Below are 13,636 nucleotides of genomic sequence, written 5' to 3'. Positions count from 1 at the left end.
TATCGAAATGAGAATTTCGGAAGGGCGATAAAAAGGAAATTTAATAAGGGGAATTTTGAAGATATGGTGCGCCCGGAGTGATTCGAACACCCGACCTACTGGTTCGTAGCCAGTTGCTCTATCCAGCTGAGCTACGGGCGCACATTGCTTTAGTGCAACCTTCTTAAGATACCGAATTTTGCGTGCTAGAGCAACTCTCGGAGAGTTCTATCGTGAGAATCTCGCGAATGGTTGCCAAAATAGAAGAGAGCTCCTTTTTCGGAGCTCTCTTTGGGCGGGCAACAGATCAGAATCCCCGCTTATGCAGAAGCCTTTGCCTGGAATTCCTTCACGATGGCGAGATACTTCTTCGCACTCTCTGTGACGATCTCGGGCTTGCCTTCTGCCATCGCCTTTGTGTTAACCAGATCGGCGCCTACTCCCAGGGCGAATGCTCCAGCCTGCAGGAAGTCGTTCGCTGTCGCCAGAGAGACACCTCCGGTCGGGATCATCTCCACCTGCGGCAGCGGAGCTTTTAGTGCACCGAGATACTTCGCTCCACCCAGCGCGCTGGCAGGGAAGATCTTGACCACGTCTGCGCCTGCTTCCCACGCCGTAACCACCTCGGTGGGAGTCAGGGCGCCGGGTAGGGCAGCGATGGAATAGCGGTGGCACATCTCGATCGTCTTCACGTTAAGCGCCGGGCTGACGACAAACTTCGCGCCTTCCAGAATGCAGGCCCGCGCCGTCTCCGGATCAAGCACCGTTCCTGCGCCGATCAGAATGTCCGGCCGTTGCTCCGCCAGCTTGCGCATCACCTGGATGGCTCCAGGGACTGTCATCGTGATTTCGAGTACCGTTACGCCACCGGCAGCAATTGCCTCAGCCAGCGCCAGCGCCTTCTCGACTGACTCGGCGCGCAGCACCGGAACCAGTCCAATCTTCTTCAAGGAAGCCAATACAGCGGCTTTACTCATGTTGAATCTCACTTTCTCTGAAGTCTTGAGGCCCGACTGAGTATTCATCAGCCGGGCCTGTGTTTAAAAAAACTGCCAACTATCGCTGAACGCGAGCGCCGCCACCCTTCATCACACGCTGCACCTCGTCGAAGGTCGCCATCGTGGTGTCGCCGGGGGTGGTCATAGCCAGAGCGCCATGAGCGCAGCCGCAGTTTACAGCCCAGTCAGCGCCCTTCTCGTTTAGGAAGCCGTAGATCAGGCCTGAAGCAAACGAGTCACCGCCGCCAACACGATCGAAGATCTCCAGATCAGGCATCGGACGAGCCTCGTGGAACTTGCCCTCGTAATAGCAGACCGCGCCCCAATCATTGACACTTGCCGTCTTTGCATGACGCAGAGTGGTCGCGACCGCTTTGAAGTTCGGATACGCCGCAACAGCCTTCTCGATCATCTTGCGGAAGTTGGCTGAATCCAACTCGCCAAGATCATCGCCAACGCCTTCAATCTCGAAGCCGAGAGCAGCGGTGAAGTCCTCTTCGTTGCCGATCATCACGTCGACATACTGAGCGATGTCGCGATTGACCTCAGTGGCCTTGGCTTTGCCGCCGATCGACTTCCAGAGGGAGTCGCGGTAGTTCAGGTCGTAGCTGGTGATCACGCCATGCTTGCGGGCGGCCACCAGGGCCTCCTTGCAGACCTCAGGAGTCGTCTCGCTCAACGCGCAGAAGATACCGCCCGTGTGGAACCAGCGAGCGCCTTCCTTGCCGAAGATCTCGTCCCAATCGATCTGTCCGGGCTTGAGCTGCGAGACGGCAGTATTTCCGCGGTCGCTGCAACCCAGCGCAGCGCGCACGCCAAAACCGCGCTCCGTAAAGTTCAATCCGTTGCGTACCGTGCGACCTACGCCGTCGTACTTCACCCACTGCACGTGGCTCTGATCCACACCACCCTGATTCATCAGGTCTTCGACCAGGCGGCCGACAGGGTTATCGGCAAGCGCGGTCACGATGGCCGTCTTCAGGCCAAAACAGCGACGAAGGCCACGAGCGACGTTATATTCGCCACCGCCCTCCCACACCTGAAACTGTCGCGTCGTCGCGACCCGAACGTCGCCCGGATCAAGACGAAGCATCACTTCGCCCAGGCTAACCAGATCCCACTTACACTCTTCTTTTTTTCTGACTTTCAGACTTGTACTCATTTATAGAAGCTCCGTAATTGCTACTGCATCCATGTCGTCATACACCTGGTTCTCTCCGCCCATACCCCAGCAGAAGGTGTAGTTCTTCGTGCCGACGCCGGCATGGATTGACCAGCCAGGCGAAACAACAACATCTTTATCTTTCATCACCAGGTGGCTCGTCGCATCCGGCGGTCCCATCAGGTGAAACACGCGATGCGCCGGGTCTACGTCGAAGTAGAAATAAACTTCGCTGCGTCGCATATGGGTGTGAGGAGGCATCGTGTTCCAGTTGCTTCCTGGCTCCAGCATCGTGAATCCCATCACAAGCTGGCAGCTCTTAATGCCGTCCTTATAGATGGCCTTATAGATCTTGCGTTTGTTGCATGTCTCGAACGATCCGAGTTCGACCGGCTTCATATCGGCAAACTTCACCATCTTGGTCGGATACTCAGCATGCGCCGGATAGCTCAGCAGGTAAAACTCAGATGGCGTGCCCGAATCGTTGCTTTTGAACGTGACATCTCGCGATCCGCGACCGATGTAGAGGCAATCCAGCTTATCCATCTCGAAGGTTTTTCCATCCACCGTAACGGAACCCGATCCACCGATGTTCAATACGCCAAGTTCGCGCCGCTCCAGAAAATAGCCCGCCCGCAACTCCGGCTGCGTCTCCAGAGTCAGCGGGGTATCCGCTGGTACAGCCGAGCCGATCACCGTCCGGTCAAGGTCCACATAGGCAAGATCGATTTCATTGGGCTCAAATAGATCTTCCAGGAGAAACGTCTCGCGCAGCTCGTCCGTGTTCATCAGTCCGTAACGGACTGGATCCGCCATCTGGTACAGCCTCATCGCATCTCTCCTCTATTTTTGCGGCCTCGGAAAGCAAGGCACGCTCAACGGGAACGAAGTTTAAGCATATCGCCCCCACCCGCGTTATCGATAAGCCATATGACCTAATGGAATCGCAAGCACAACGATGCAAGCCGTTCTCGCGCTTGCGATCCAGGCTGCCTGCCAACCCCTCTAACGATACGAAACCAAATTCAGCGCAGTCAATCGATTGCCAGGAAATGCACGATGTTTTCGTACTTGCGCAGTGTTTTCTGCCATCCGGATTTGCTCCAGCACCATAACCCTCGTTAAAGTTGACAGAACCATGCAGAACATCCTCGATCTCTTCCGTCTGGAGAACAAAGTCGCCCTCGTCACCGGTGCGGCTACTGGTATTGGAGCCTCCATTGCCGATGCCCTCGCGCAGGCAGGAGCAACCGTCGCAGTCCATGGAAACCGTCGCCCGGCGACAGAAACTGCCCAGGCGATCGGCGCGAAGGCAGTCGCTTTCCAGGCCGACCTGTCCAGCCCCGAAGGCGCCGAAAAGCTCTTTGCCGAAGTGAAAGACAAGCTGGGCAAGATCGACATTCTCATCAACAATGCGGGAACGATCATCCGCCACAATGCCACCGAATACCCCTTGGAAGACTGGCAGACCGTTCTGCAGGTTAACCTGACCAGCGTCTTTCAACTTTCGCAGCTTGCCGGACGCGATATGATCGCGCGCAACGCTCCCGGCAAGATCGTAAACATCGCCTCGTTGCTCAGCTTCCAGGGAGGCATCCGCGTCCCCGCCTATGCCGCCAGCAAAGGCGGAGTGGCCCAGCTCACCAAGGCCCTTGCCAACGAGTGGGCCGCCAGGAATATTCAGGTGAACGCCATCGCCCCCGGCTATATCACCACGACCAATACCGAGCCACTTCAAAACGACGAGACCCGCAATCGCCAGATTCTTGAACGTATTCCCGCTGGCCGCTGGGGCGAGCCGGTCGATATCGCAGGAGCTGCCCTCTACCTGAGCTGTGCTGCGAGCAACTACGTCACTGGAACCGTGCTCACCGTTGACGGCGGCTGGATGGGACGCTGATCTGATCCGTCTTAAGACGTTTTTCTGAAGATGTCATCCTGAGCGGAGTTTGGTGCGCATTAGCGTAACAAACGTAGTCGAAGGATCTGCGGTTGATTCTTCACATCATTCTGGCAGAGCATCGCGAGGGCGAAGAATCCCTGTATTTCTTCCGCAAGGGACGCGCTATGCAATCCCCGGCAGCTCCTCGCCTCCGCGCTCGCTCGAAAGATAAGCGGCCTCAACCGTTCGCATCGTGTCGATTGCATCCTCCACGCTGGTGGGCAGGGAATCGGCTTCACCCTGTACGTACGTCTGCAAAGAACCCATCGATCCCATAAAAGCGTCTGGAAACCAGTTGCCGCTCACTGTGGCCTGCTCCCAGCCTGCTCCATCGCGCAATACATACTGGAGATTGTCTGGCAGTCCTGCTGGATAGTTCAGGTTGACTCCCATCTGCGCGCGCATGGCTCCTGTCATTCCTTCCCACTGCACAAAGCTGCGCTGCATCTCCGGCGCGAAGTCGTGGCTATGGTTGGTTGCGACAAAGGCTCGCTTATCGTCCGCATAATCAAGAATGATCACGCTTTTTGTCGCTGCAAGCTTCGGTGTGCGGGGGCTCTTCACCGTCTTTGCATACACTCTTCGAGGATTTCCCAGCCAGCTCCGGACCAGATCGACGTAATGAATCGAGTGATACAGAATCTCCAGCCGTGGCGCAGCGCTCAAAAAACTCCACAGCTCCCATGGCATGTGAACACTGACTTTTACTTCCATGTCATGCAGCTCGCCCAGAGCGCCAGAGGTGGTGATGGCGCGTGCGGCAAGCATATTGGGTGACCAGCGAAGCTGAAAGTTCACTGCGGCTGTCAGTCCTTTTCTGCGGCAGATGTGCAGAATCTCCGTAGCTTCGGCAAGCGTATCCCCCATGGGCTTCTGCATCAGCACCGCAGCTCCGTCCGGCAGCTGTTCCAGAATGGAGGGCAGCACCTTCGCCGGCGTCGCAATATCGAAGATGGAATCCTTCGGCGCGAACCGGATAGCCTCCGTGATCGAAGAAAACCCGCGAGCGATTCCGAACTCCTTGGCCAGAGCTTCCGCCTTGCTTGCATCCACATCGACCAGCGCGGCTACAGGAAATCCTGCCTTCGCATAAGCAGGCAGGTGCGCATCCCGAACGATTCCACCGGAACCGATCATAAGGATGGGCCGAGGGGAACGGGGACGCGGTGGCGCTGCCTCCCGGATGATCTTCTCCAAATCCATTGCCGTAAACCTCTTTTGCTAAATCAATAAAAATTCTACCTATAAAAAATAAACAAAACCTCTATTCATTGAAAAACAATTCGTTTGCAGCCCTGTTGCCGCACCCCGTACCCTACCAGAGAGATGTCTTCCGCGCTTGAACTCGCTCTGCTGTCCTGTGCTTTGCTCGGGCTCCGCCACGGTTTCGATTACGATCATCTGGCTGCGATCACAGATATCACGAGCGTGCAGCGCAACTGGCGCGAGGGCATGCGGCTTGGGCTGTTATACGCTCTCGGTCACGCCCTGACTGTCGCTATCCTGGGAGCCGCCGTCATCTTCCTTCACATGGGGCTTCCAGCGCATCTCGACGCCATCGGCGAGCGTCTCGTCGGTGCAACCCTCATCGTTCTGGCGCTCTATGTCTTCTTCACCTTCTCCACCCGCAAGTCAGGAGAGCACCAGCACGTGCTTCCCGCCAGCCGGATCGCACTTCTCATCTCCGGCGCGCGTTATACGAGGTGGAAGCTCCGTAGTTTTATCAATCCCGACCTCCCTCAACCCGATCCCTTTCGCTTCCGGTACGACCGCAGCTCGGTCTTTGTCGTCGGCATCATCCACGGCCTGGGTGCCGAAACCCCCTCGCAGCTCCTTCTGTTCCTGCTTGCAGCCAATCTGGGGGGAACCAGCCGAGGCTTTCTCGGACTGCTCTGCTTCATCTCCGGCCTGCTAGTCATGAATACCCTGATGACCGCCTCAGCCTCCGGTATCTTCGCCTCCAGCAAACAACGCCCCTGGCTGCAGACGTTCGTGACCTCTCTCACTGCGGTCTATAGCTTTGTTCTGGGCAGTATCTTCCTCTTCGGAATGAGCGACAAGCTGCCGGCTCTGGTTCGATAGACCGTATTTACCGTGAATAGCGAGATTACAAAGAGCTGATTTACCCAATAAGGTGTCATCCTGAGCGAAGCTGCGTAGCAGCGGAGAGCCTGCCCTGAGCGAGTGCAACGAGTCGAATGGGAAGGATCTGCGGTTCCCCCATCCGTGTCATTTCGACCGAAGCTGGCGCCGTAGGCGGAAGCGCAGTGGAGAAATCCCCGCATTTAGCCTTTGCCGTACAGCACCTTAGTAGCCAACACCCCTTACACTGCTCCTATGCTCCGCGTTTCCTTTGCCGATCTCTACGCCGTCCTTGAAAAGACCATGCTGCATCTCGGCCTCCCTCCAGAGTCGGCTCAGCTCTCTGCGCGCCTCTTCGCGGAGACGACCCGCGACGGCGTCTACACCCACGGCCTGAACCGGCTGCCTCGCTTCGAGGCCATGGTGGCCAACGGCAGTGTCGATGTCAAAGCCAGGCCTACTCGCACCGCAGTGTTTGGAGCCATCGAGCGCTGGAACGGCAATCGCGGAGTAGGAAATGTGAATGCCTATCTGGCCATGCAGCACACCATGGAACTCGCACGAAAAAACGGCATCGGTGCCGTAGCGCTCGCCAATACCAATCACTGGATGCGTGGTGGAGCCTTTGGCTGGCAGGCTGCCGACGAAGGTCTCTTCGCCCTCTGCTGGTCCAACACGCTAGCCAATCTCCCAGCCTGGGGAGCGAAAACGCCCACCCTTGGCAACAATCCTCTGGTGATCGCTGTCCCACGCCCAAACGGACAACACGTCATCATCGACATGGCGATGAGCCAGTTCTCCTACGGAGCACTTTCTTCCTACGCAAAGCGAAACGAGCCTTTGCCCGTTCCCGGTGGATTCGATAACGAAGGCCATCTCACAACCGATGCCTCTGCCATCGAAGCCTCGCAGCGTGCGCTTCCGATTGGCTATTGGAAGGGCTCAGGCCTCTCGCTCGTCCTCGACATGATCGCCGCCATGCTCTCCGGCGGACTCGCGACCTATCAACTTCCGATGGAGCCAACTCTCGAAACCGGACAGTCGCAGATCTTCATCACCATCGATCCCGCAAACCTCGCTGCTACCGGTGAACTGAATCACATCGCCGACGGAATCCTCGAGCACCTTCATCAGGCAACACCCGTAGATCCCAGCCGCCCCGTGCGTTATCCCGGCGAGCAGACCCTCCATCTCCGGGAAGAGAATCTGCGGCTTGGAGTTCCGGTCGATCCCGAGATCTGGCAGCGAATCAGCGCGATCTAAGGGCTACTCGCTAATCGCATCCAACTTCGCTAGCATCTACACAGAGAGTATGGAACTCGCGGCAAAACGCGCTCGGCTTACGGAAATCCTCAAAGACTTAGGCAGCGTGATGATCGCCTACTCTGGAGGAACTGACTCCGCGTTTCTTGCCTGGGCAGCTTATCAAGCGCTCGGCAATCGCATGTTGGCGGTCATCGCCGACTCTGCCTCGTTGCCCCGCGCAGAGCTGGCCGCGGCTCTCGAGTTCACTACGCGCCACGGCATCCCAACGCACATCCTGCCTACGTCCGAGCTTGAGAACCCCGACTACCAGCGCAACGACTCGCAACGCTGCTTTCACTGCAAAGACGAGCTCTTCACCCGCATGGAAGCCGAGCGAGCTGCACGCGGCTTCCAGCATCTTGCATACGGGATGAATCTCGACGACCGTGGCGACTTCCGCCCCGGCCAGCAGGCTGCACTCGCTCATCACGCGCTTGCTCCTCTCGTCACAGCAGAGCTCACCAAAGTCGAGATTCGCCAGCTTGCACGTGAATCCGGCCTTGAGCTGTGGGACAAACCCGCCTCCGCCTGCCTCTCCTCACGCATCGAGTATGGTCGCCCGGTAACACGCGAGGCCCTCGCTCAGGTTGAACAGGCCGAAGAAGCTCTGCACGCACTCGGATTCCGCCAGGTGCGCGTGCGGCATCATGGCAATCTCGCTCGCATCGAGATCTCGCGCTCTGAGCTTCCGCGCGCACTCGATCTCAAGATGCTCGACAACATCACCGCAGCGCTTCGACCAGCTGGATTCCTCTACGTCACACTCGACACGCAAGGCTATCGCTCAGGCTCCATGAACGACGTCCTTCCGGCTGCCGCCATCACTCCCGCGACCGTGAAACAATAGCTCCATGCGGATTGCCTATCTTAATTGCTTCTCCGGCATCAGCGGCGATATGTTTCTCGGAGCCATGATCGACGCCGGTGTTCCCGCCGAAGTCTTTCACGATGCCGTGCAGGCGCTCAATCTCGGTGCATCGCTCTCTCTCAGCAAGGTCGACCGCAGCGGAATCTCCGCAACGCACATCCATGTCCTTGAGAACGGCAAGCCCACCGAAGCAACAAGCCACACACACAACCACTCTCACGATCATCATCACGACGAGAGTAAGCAGCACACGCACTCGCATGGCCGCTCCCTCACGGTGATCCGCAATCTCATCGAATCCGCGAAGCTCGCCGATCCCATCAAGCGAACAGCGATACAGGCCTTCGAGCTTCTCGGCACCAGCGAAGCGAAGATCCACAACGTCGATATCGAAAATATTCACTTCCACGAGGTCGGCGCCGTCGATGCCATCGTCGATATCGTCGCCGTCAGCGCAGGAATCCATGCGCTCGGCGTCGATGCGTGGCACGCCTCTCCTCTCAATGTCGGCGGCGGCATGGTCGATTGCGCCCACGGACGCTTCCCCGTCCCTGCACCCGCGACCGCCGACTTGCTGCGCGGTATCCCCACCTACTCCGCGCACATCGAGCAGGAGTTGGTCACTCCTACAGGAGCCGCTCTCATCCGCACCCTCGCACCCACCTTTGGCACTCAGCCCGCTATGCGTGCCGAAAAGATCGGCTACGGCGCAGGCTCGCGTAATCCCAAAGGCTTCCCCAATGTTCTGCGTCTCACCATCGGAGAGTCAGGAGAAGCCACGCACTCCGCAGTCGCCGTGCTCGAAACCGCGCTTGACGACATCTCGCCTCAGATCCTCGCGCACGTTACCGAGCGGGCCTTTGCCCTCGGCGCTCTCGATGTCATGTCCACCGCAGTACAGATGAAGAAGGGACGCCTCGGCACTCTCATCACCATCCTCGCCGACGACGCACAAGTCCGTGCCCTCGAAGACCTCCTGCTGCGCGAGACCAGCACGCTCGGCGTCCGGATTCATCACGAACGCCGCGCTTGTCTCGATCGCAGCTACGTAACGGTGAACACTCCTTACGGCGAGATTCGTATCAAGATTGGCTCGCGCGATGGTGAAATCTTCAACGCCGCGCCCGAGTTCGAGGACTGCCGTACCGCCGCCGCGGCGCATAGTGTTCCCGTCAAACAGGTACAGCAGGCAGCCATCGCTGCGTATCACGCGAGTCAGGGAAGATAGGGGCGCGATGGACAAAACCACCCTCCTCGAACTCCTCGCCTCCATCGAACGCGGCAGCCTTAGCCCGCAAGAAGCCGCCGACCGCCTCACTCATCTCCCTTTTGAAGATCTGGGCCACGCCCGTATCGATCATCATCGTGCCTTGCGCTCTGGCCTTCCCGAGGTCATCTACGCTGCTGGAAAAACACCTGCGCAGACAGCCGAAATCTTTACCCGCATGGCTGCAGCCGGATCCGATGTCCTCGCCACTCGCGTTGACGCGCCCACAGCCAGAACTGTCCTCGATGCTATGCCTACCGCGGTGCATCATCCGCAGGCGCGAGCACTCACTCTGCGTCAGTCTGCTCCGAAAGACGCGCAAGGCCACATTGCTGTCGTCTGCGCTGGAACCAGCGATCTTCCTATTGCTGAAGAAGCTGCCGTTACCGCCGAGCTCTTCAACATCCGTGTCACTCGCCTCTACGATGTTGGAGTCGCAGGCATCCATCGTTTGCTTGCTGTCCGCGAACAGCTCAACACAGCGCACGCCGTCATCGTCTGCGCCGGCATGGAAGGTGCTCTCCCCTCTGTTGTCGGAGGATTAGTCGGCGTCCCCGTCATCGCTGTTCCCACCTCGGTCGGTTACGGAGCCTCCTTTCAAGGGGCCGCCGCGCTTCTCGGCATGCTCAACTCCTGCTCGCCGAACGTCACCGTCGTCAATATCGACAACGGCTTCGGAGCCGCCTACACCGCCACTCTCATCGCCCGCGCTTCCGCCCGCTAGCAGCCCCTCTCTTTGAAGTGTCATCCTGAGCGAGAGGAGCGAGTCGAAGGATCTGCGGTTAGCCTTTCCTCACTCCATCCCCCCGCTGGTATCATGGAAGACATGACACAGCTTGATGTTCTGTACCGTTACGGCGTACCGCCGACGGAGGCAAGCATGCTGGCCATCGCCAGGGTCCGCGAAGTATACGGCGTCCGTGCCATTACGCTTGACGAACGCGAAAAGACCGTTCGCGTCGAATACGACGCTACGCGTCTGAACGAAGCGATGATTCATCAGCTTTTACGCCGCGCCGGTCTCGACATCGTGGAGAAGGTTGTGCTCTATACCACCCCTCCGCCACCTGCGGAAGTTCCTGCAGCTCCTCCGGCTGCAAAATAACTGCATCAATAGTCGTATCTGCGATAAAGTAGTGTCGGGATGCGCCCGTAGCTCAGCTGGATAGAGCAACTGGCTTCGAACCAGTAGGTCGGGAGTTCGAATCTCTCCGGGCGCACCATTTCTTCCTATCCCATGATGCCTGTCACCGTTGAAAGCCTATCTTCAGAACTGAGGACATTGGGGATTCGAACAGGTGACATCGTTCTCGTCCACTCGTCACTGAAATCCCTGGGATGGGTGAACGGTGGTCCCGTTGCCGTCATACAGGCCTTGCTTCGAGCGGTGGGGGATGACGGCACCATTGTCATGCCCACCCAATCCAACAGCCTGACCAATCCAGAAAATTGGGAAGCACCCTTTGCTCCTAAGGAATGGTTGGAGACGATCCGAGACACCATGCCAGTCTTTGATCCTCGCATCACCCCAACACAGGATATGGGGCAGGTTGCTGAACTCTTTCGAACCTGGCCCGGTGCAATCCGCAGCAAACACCCTTCGACTTCATTCACTGCGTTTGGACTTCTCGCAGAGGAGATTACGAGCAACCACAGCTTAAGCGACCCATTGGGCGTAAGTTCCCCTCTCGGAAAACTGTATCGACTTGGTGCGAAGGTCCTGTTGATCGGGGTTGATTTTGACAAATGTACGGCCTTGCATCTTGCCGAACGCATCGTGTGGCCCGATCGACCCAAGGTCTCGGAGGGAGCTCCTCTGATGATCGACGGCGAAAGGCAATGGGTTTCGTTCGAAGTCCCGCGACTGATGGATAGCAATGCTTTTCTTCCCATCGGAGCCAGTGTATTGCGCGCAGGTCTGGCCGCCGTCGGCCCGCTAGGCAAAGGGAAAGGCATCCTCATCGAGATGCGGCAACTTGTCGATCATGCCGTCACGATCTGGTCTTCTGATCGAAATTCCATTCCAGCTTGATATCGGCGAATTCACGCCTGATCGAGCCTCCCATGAAGACATCTGACCGAAGATCACGCGAAGAACTACAGTGTCAGTGAGAATTTCAGCCCTGCACGCAAGCCATCAGATGCGCATTCCCGAAGAGTTATCCAACTTCCTGCAACATCCCCACATAGAAACTGTGGACTGCCTCATGTCGTTGCGCCGCGATCGAGCGTCCAGTAGCTGTTCTGAAGCCTTCTGCCAGATTCAACAGTTTTGCGGCGAAATGATCCAGTGCAAAAGCGGCATCGTCTAAGGGGCGTTGTTCGCCGCTTGGGTCAGAAGGCTCGTAAAGGGAAGATCCCATCCGTCCCGCCGTGTAGAAGCATCTCGCGATTCCTGTATAGCCTATTGCGTCGAGACGGTCAGCATCCTGCAGGATAGAGGCCTCGAGAGTCGCTGGTGTAATTCCTGCCGAATAGCTGTGACTTTCAATCGCTGATGCCACCCAGTGCGTTCGGCTCGCCTGCCACCCTAAGGCGTTGAGCTGAGTCGTCGCCTCGGCTGCGGCTAGTCTTGATGCCTGTGACCTCATTGGTGAGTTCTTGGGTACATCAACACAGTCGTGCAGTAGAACGGCCGCAGCTAAGATCTCCATATCGCCGCCCTCACCCCGTTGGATCTCCTTTACATTCCGCCATACTCGGATGAGATGAGAGAGGTCATGGGCGCCATCGCCTACGGACAGCACGGGCAGGAGCCTGCTTGCGAGTTCATTGAAGGGTGCGAAGATATCACCGTTCATCATTTTTCTTCTCCTGCTCGGCAACTGCGTACCATCAGAGTTTGGCTGGAGCACATATGAATCTTAACTAACCGCTCGAAAGGTATGTGCCCCCGTGGAACCCGAATGTAGCTCGAATCCCTCGCTCTTGAGTGGATATGCGTTTCTCTACCGAAAGGCCAGATAACCGCAGATTAAAAGCACAACACCTCTTGTGCACCCAGTAAAACCGCACCCCTGAATCACTTTCCCACAGTCAAATTATTGACACTGCCTGCTAGCCTTAAATCAGGAGCAGAAGAAAGCCCGGCCTTGTGCCGGGCTTTTTCGTTTTAACGCCTGAGCCCACGTCGATCCGGGTTCAACTCTTTTGTTTGGAATATTTTGCGCAAAAAACAATACCAGGGGGCATCATGCACGACACAACTGAAGTCCATATCCCGGAGCAACCCATACCCTCATCTCGCCGCTGCCATCATCATGAGCCGGAGGGACGTCGCTGCGGCAGTCCCGCCATGCGCGGCGAGAACTTCTGTTACCACCATCACCAGACCCGCCGTCCCATCGCTAATCTTCGCCTGCGCCGCGCCCGCCAGTCGAACTTCTCTCTTCCAGAGCCCAGCTCTCGTGCCGAGATCCAACAGGCCATCGGCACCATCATGCTTCGCATAGCCAACAACGACATCGACCTCCGTCGTGCTGGACTCCTTCTCTACGCTCTCCAGATCGCCAACTCCAACCTCACTGCGTTCCAGCACCAGAACACCGCCACTCAGCCCAACTCCCAACCAACTGCCGCCTCGGTAGCAATGCTCACGCAGCCAGAAGACTTGGAGCCCACTGAAGCTGCTCCACTCCGGCGATCCTCCCATCAACAAAAGTGTCATCCTGAGCGAAACGATGAAACGCGAAAAGCCTCCCCTGAGCGAGCCAACGGCGAGTCGAACGGGAAAGATCTGGGGTCAGATACTTCACCAGAACCCGATTCAATCCCTGCCCACTATGGCTCCGGCCCGACTCCGGACTTCGATCACCCCTCCACTGGACAACCCGAAAACCGAGTCGATTTCACTCCCCCTCCTGCTGTCTGGCGTCGCCTCTCCAAACCCATTGGCGCGGCACTGCTCGATACCCTCGCACGCTCCACTGGTGCAGAGCCTCTTTCTGGCTCACCTGACGACCGCATGCCGGAAAAGAAGGATTTTCCTTCGGATGCGGCTGAGCCTCTCCGCGGCGGCTGAGAGCGTAGATTA

Annotated in this window: 14 protein-coding genes and 2 tRNA genes; 10 read left to right on the top strand and 6 right to left on the bottom strand. The window is 57.6% G+C overall.

From position 1 onward, the window contains the following. Positions 1 to 64: 64 nt before the first annotated feature. The 4 genes from H7846_RS13270 to kduI form a co-directional block, all read right to left on the bottom strand. Positions 65 to 141, bottom strand: a tRNA-Arg gene (locus H7846_RS13270). A gap of 158 nt (positions 142 to 299) precedes the next feature. Next, positions 300 to 956, bottom strand: coding sequence for a bifunctional 4-hydroxy-2-oxoglutarate aldolase/2-dehydro-3-deoxy-phosphogluconate aldolase (gene eda, locus H7846_RS13265; protein ID WP_186692679.1), 657 nt, complete (start codon positions 954 to 956; stop codon positions 300 to 302). 79 nt (positions 957 to 1,035) lie between these two features. Further along, positions 1,036 to 2,139: a sugar kinase gene (locus H7846_RS13260; protein ID WP_186692677.1), complete on the bottom strand. Its 1,104-nt coding sequence runs from the start codon at positions 2,137 to 2,139 to the stop codon at positions 1,036 to 1,038. Next, complete coding sequence (kduI, locus tag H7846_RS13255) at positions 2,140 to 2,970, bottom strand: 5-dehydro-4-deoxy-D-glucuronate isomerase (protein ID WP_186692675.1); 831 nt, start codon at positions 2,968 to 2,970, stop codon at positions 2,140 to 2,142. A 307-nt stretch (positions 2,971 to 3,277) separates the two neighbouring features. On the opposite strand from kduI, the gene H7846_RS13250 reads away from it, so the two are divergent. After that, positions 3,278 to 4,039, top strand: a complete 762-nt coding sequence (locus tag H7846_RS13250) for a glucose 1-dehydrogenase (protein ID WP_304487880.1) — start codon at positions 3,278 to 3,280, stop codon at positions 4,037 to 4,039. Positions 4,040 to 4,204: 165 nt separating this feature from the next. On the opposite strand, the gene H7846_RS13245 is transcribed toward H7846_RS13250, so the two are convergent. Next, positions 4,205 to 5,284 carry a Gfo/Idh/MocA family protein gene (locus H7846_RS13245; RefSeq protein ID WP_186692673.1) on the bottom strand — a complete coding sequence of 360 codons (1,080 nt, stop codon included), beginning with the start codon at positions 5,282 to 5,284 and terminating at the stop codon, positions 4,205 to 4,207. Between the two features lie 123 nt (positions 5,285 to 5,407). Here H7846_RS13245 and H7846_RS13240 point away from each other — a divergent pair, with 123 nt between their 5' ends. From H7846_RS13240 to H7846_RS13205, 8 genes are all read left to right on the top strand, one after another. Then, complete coding sequence (locus tag H7846_RS13240) at positions 5,408 to 6,163, top strand: hypothetical protein (RefSeq protein WP_186692672.1); 756 nt, start codon at positions 5,408 to 5,410, stop codon at positions 6,161 to 6,163. A gap of 255 nt (positions 6,164 to 6,418) precedes the next feature. After that, positions 6,419 to 7,426 carry a 3-dehydro-L-gulonate 2-dehydrogenase gene (yiaK, locus tag H7846_RS13235; RefSeq protein WP_186692670.1) on the top strand — a complete coding sequence of 336 codons (1,008 nt, stop codon included), beginning with the start codon at positions 6,419 to 6,421 and terminating at the stop codon, positions 7,424 to 7,426. Positions 7,427 to 7,475: 49 nt separating this feature from the next. Further along, positions 7,476 to 8,315 (top strand): ATP-dependent sacrificial sulfur transferase LarE, encoded by an 840-nt coding sequence (gene larE, locus H7846_RS13230; protein ID WP_186692668.1) that lies wholly within the window; start codon positions 7,476 to 7,478, stop codon positions 8,313 to 8,315. A gap of 4 nt (positions 8,316 to 8,319) precedes the next feature. Continuing rightward, the gene (gene larC / locus H7846_RS13225; protein ID WP_186692667.1) at positions 8,320 to 9,564 is read left to right on the top strand and encodes a nickel pincer cofactor biosynthesis protein LarC; all 1,245 of its coding nucleotides are present in this window, start codon (positions 8,320 to 8,322) and stop codon (positions 9,562 to 9,564) included. Positions 9,565 to 9,571: 7 nt separating this feature from the next. After that, positions 9,572 to 10,327 (top strand): nickel pincer cofactor biosynthesis protein LarB, encoded by a 756-nt coding sequence (gene larB, locus H7846_RS13220; protein ID WP_186692666.1) that lies wholly within the window; start codon positions 9,572 to 9,574, stop codon positions 10,325 to 10,327. 102 nt (positions 10,328 to 10,429) lie between these two features. Next, positions 10,430 to 10,708, top strand: a complete 279-nt coding sequence (locus tag H7846_RS13215; protein WP_186692665.1) for a hypothetical protein — start codon at positions 10,430 to 10,432, stop codon at positions 10,706 to 10,708. 41 nt (positions 10,709 to 10,749) lie between these two features. Beyond that, positions 10,750 to 10,826 (top strand) — tRNA-Arg (locus H7846_RS13210). Between the two features lie 59 nt (positions 10,827 to 10,885). Next, on the top strand, positions 10,886 to 11,635 hold the full coding sequence (locus H7846_RS13205; RefSeq protein ID WP_222597506.1) for an aminoglycoside N(3)-acetyltransferase: 750 nt from the start codon (positions 10,886 to 10,888) through the stop codon (positions 11,633 to 11,635). 127 nt (positions 11,636 to 11,762) lie between these two features. On the opposite strand, the gene H7846_RS13200 is transcribed toward H7846_RS13205, so the two are convergent. Continuing rightward, positions 11,763 to 12,407 carry an HD domain-containing protein gene (locus H7846_RS13200; RefSeq protein WP_255460631.1) on the bottom strand — a complete coding sequence of 215 codons (645 nt, stop codon included), beginning with the start codon at positions 12,405 to 12,407 and terminating at the stop codon, positions 11,763 to 11,765. Between the two features lie 389 nt (positions 12,408 to 12,796). On the opposite strand from H7846_RS13200, the gene H7846_RS13195 reads away from it, so the two are divergent. Next, on the top strand, positions 12,797 to 13,624 hold the full coding sequence (locus H7846_RS13195; protein WP_186692663.1) for a hypothetical protein: 828 nt from the start codon (positions 12,797 to 12,799) through the stop codon (positions 13,622 to 13,624). Positions 13,625 to 13,636 lie beyond the last annotated feature (12 nt).

The sequence above is a fragment of the Edaphobacter sp. 4G125 genome, from assembly GCF_014274685.1.
GTDB lineage: Bacteria > Acidobacteriota > Terriglobia > Terriglobales > Acidobacteriaceae > Edaphobacter.
The sequence above is the reverse complement of the archived record's forward strand: the minus strand, read 5'-3'. Positions and strand labels throughout refer to the sequence as shown.

Excerpts from the sequence above, each read along its gene's own strand:
- H7846_RS13215 (WP_186692665.1), top strand. The coding sequence starts at position 10,430 with ATGACACAGCTTGATGTTCTGTACCGTTACGGCGTACCGCCGACGGAG.
- larE (WP_186692668.1), top strand. The coding sequence starts at position 7,476 with ATGGAACTCGCGGCAAAACGCGCTCGGCTTACGGAAATCCTCAAAGAC.
- eda (WP_186692679.1), bottom strand. The coding sequence starts at position 956 with ATGAGTAAAGCCGCTGTATTGGCTTCCTTGAAGAAGATTGGACTGGTT.
- H7846_RS13260 (WP_186692677.1), bottom strand. The coding sequence starts at position 2,139 with ATGAGTACAAGTCTGAAAGTCAGAAAAAAAGAAGAGTGTAAGTGGGAT.
- kduI (WP_186692675.1), bottom strand. The coding sequence starts at position 2,970 with ATGAGGCTGTACCAGATGGCGGATCCAGTCCGTTACGGACTGATGAAC.
- H7846_RS13250 (WP_304487880.1), top strand. The coding sequence starts at position 3,278 with ATGCAGAACATCCTCGATCTCTTCCGTCTGGAGAACAAAGTCGCCCTC.
- larB (WP_186692666.1), top strand. The coding sequence starts at position 9,572 with ATGGACAAAACCACCCTCCTCGAACTCCTCGCCTCCATCGAACGCGGC.
- yiaK (WP_186692670.1), top strand. The coding sequence starts at position 6,419 with ATGCTCCGCGTTTCCTTTGCCGATCTCTACGCCGTCCTTGAAAAGACC.
- H7846_RS13195 (WP_186692663.1), top strand. The coding sequence starts at position 12,797 with ATGCACGACACAACTGAAGTCCATATCCCGGAGCAACCCATACCCTCA.
- H7846_RS13200 (WP_255460631.1), bottom strand. The coding sequence starts at position 12,407 with ATGATGAACGGTGATATCTTCGCACCCTTCAATGAACTCGCAAGCAGG.
- H7846_RS13240 (WP_186692672.1), top strand. The coding sequence starts at position 5,408 with ATGTCTTCCGCGCTTGAACTCGCTCTGCTGTCCTGTGCTTTGCTCGGG.
- H7846_RS13245 (WP_186692673.1), bottom strand. The coding sequence starts at position 5,284 with ATGGATTTGGAGAAGATCATCCGGGAGGCAGCGCCACCGCGTCCCCGT.
- larC (WP_186692667.1), top strand. The coding sequence starts at position 8,320 with ATGCGGATTGCCTATCTTAATTGCTTCTCCGGCATCAGCGGCGATATG.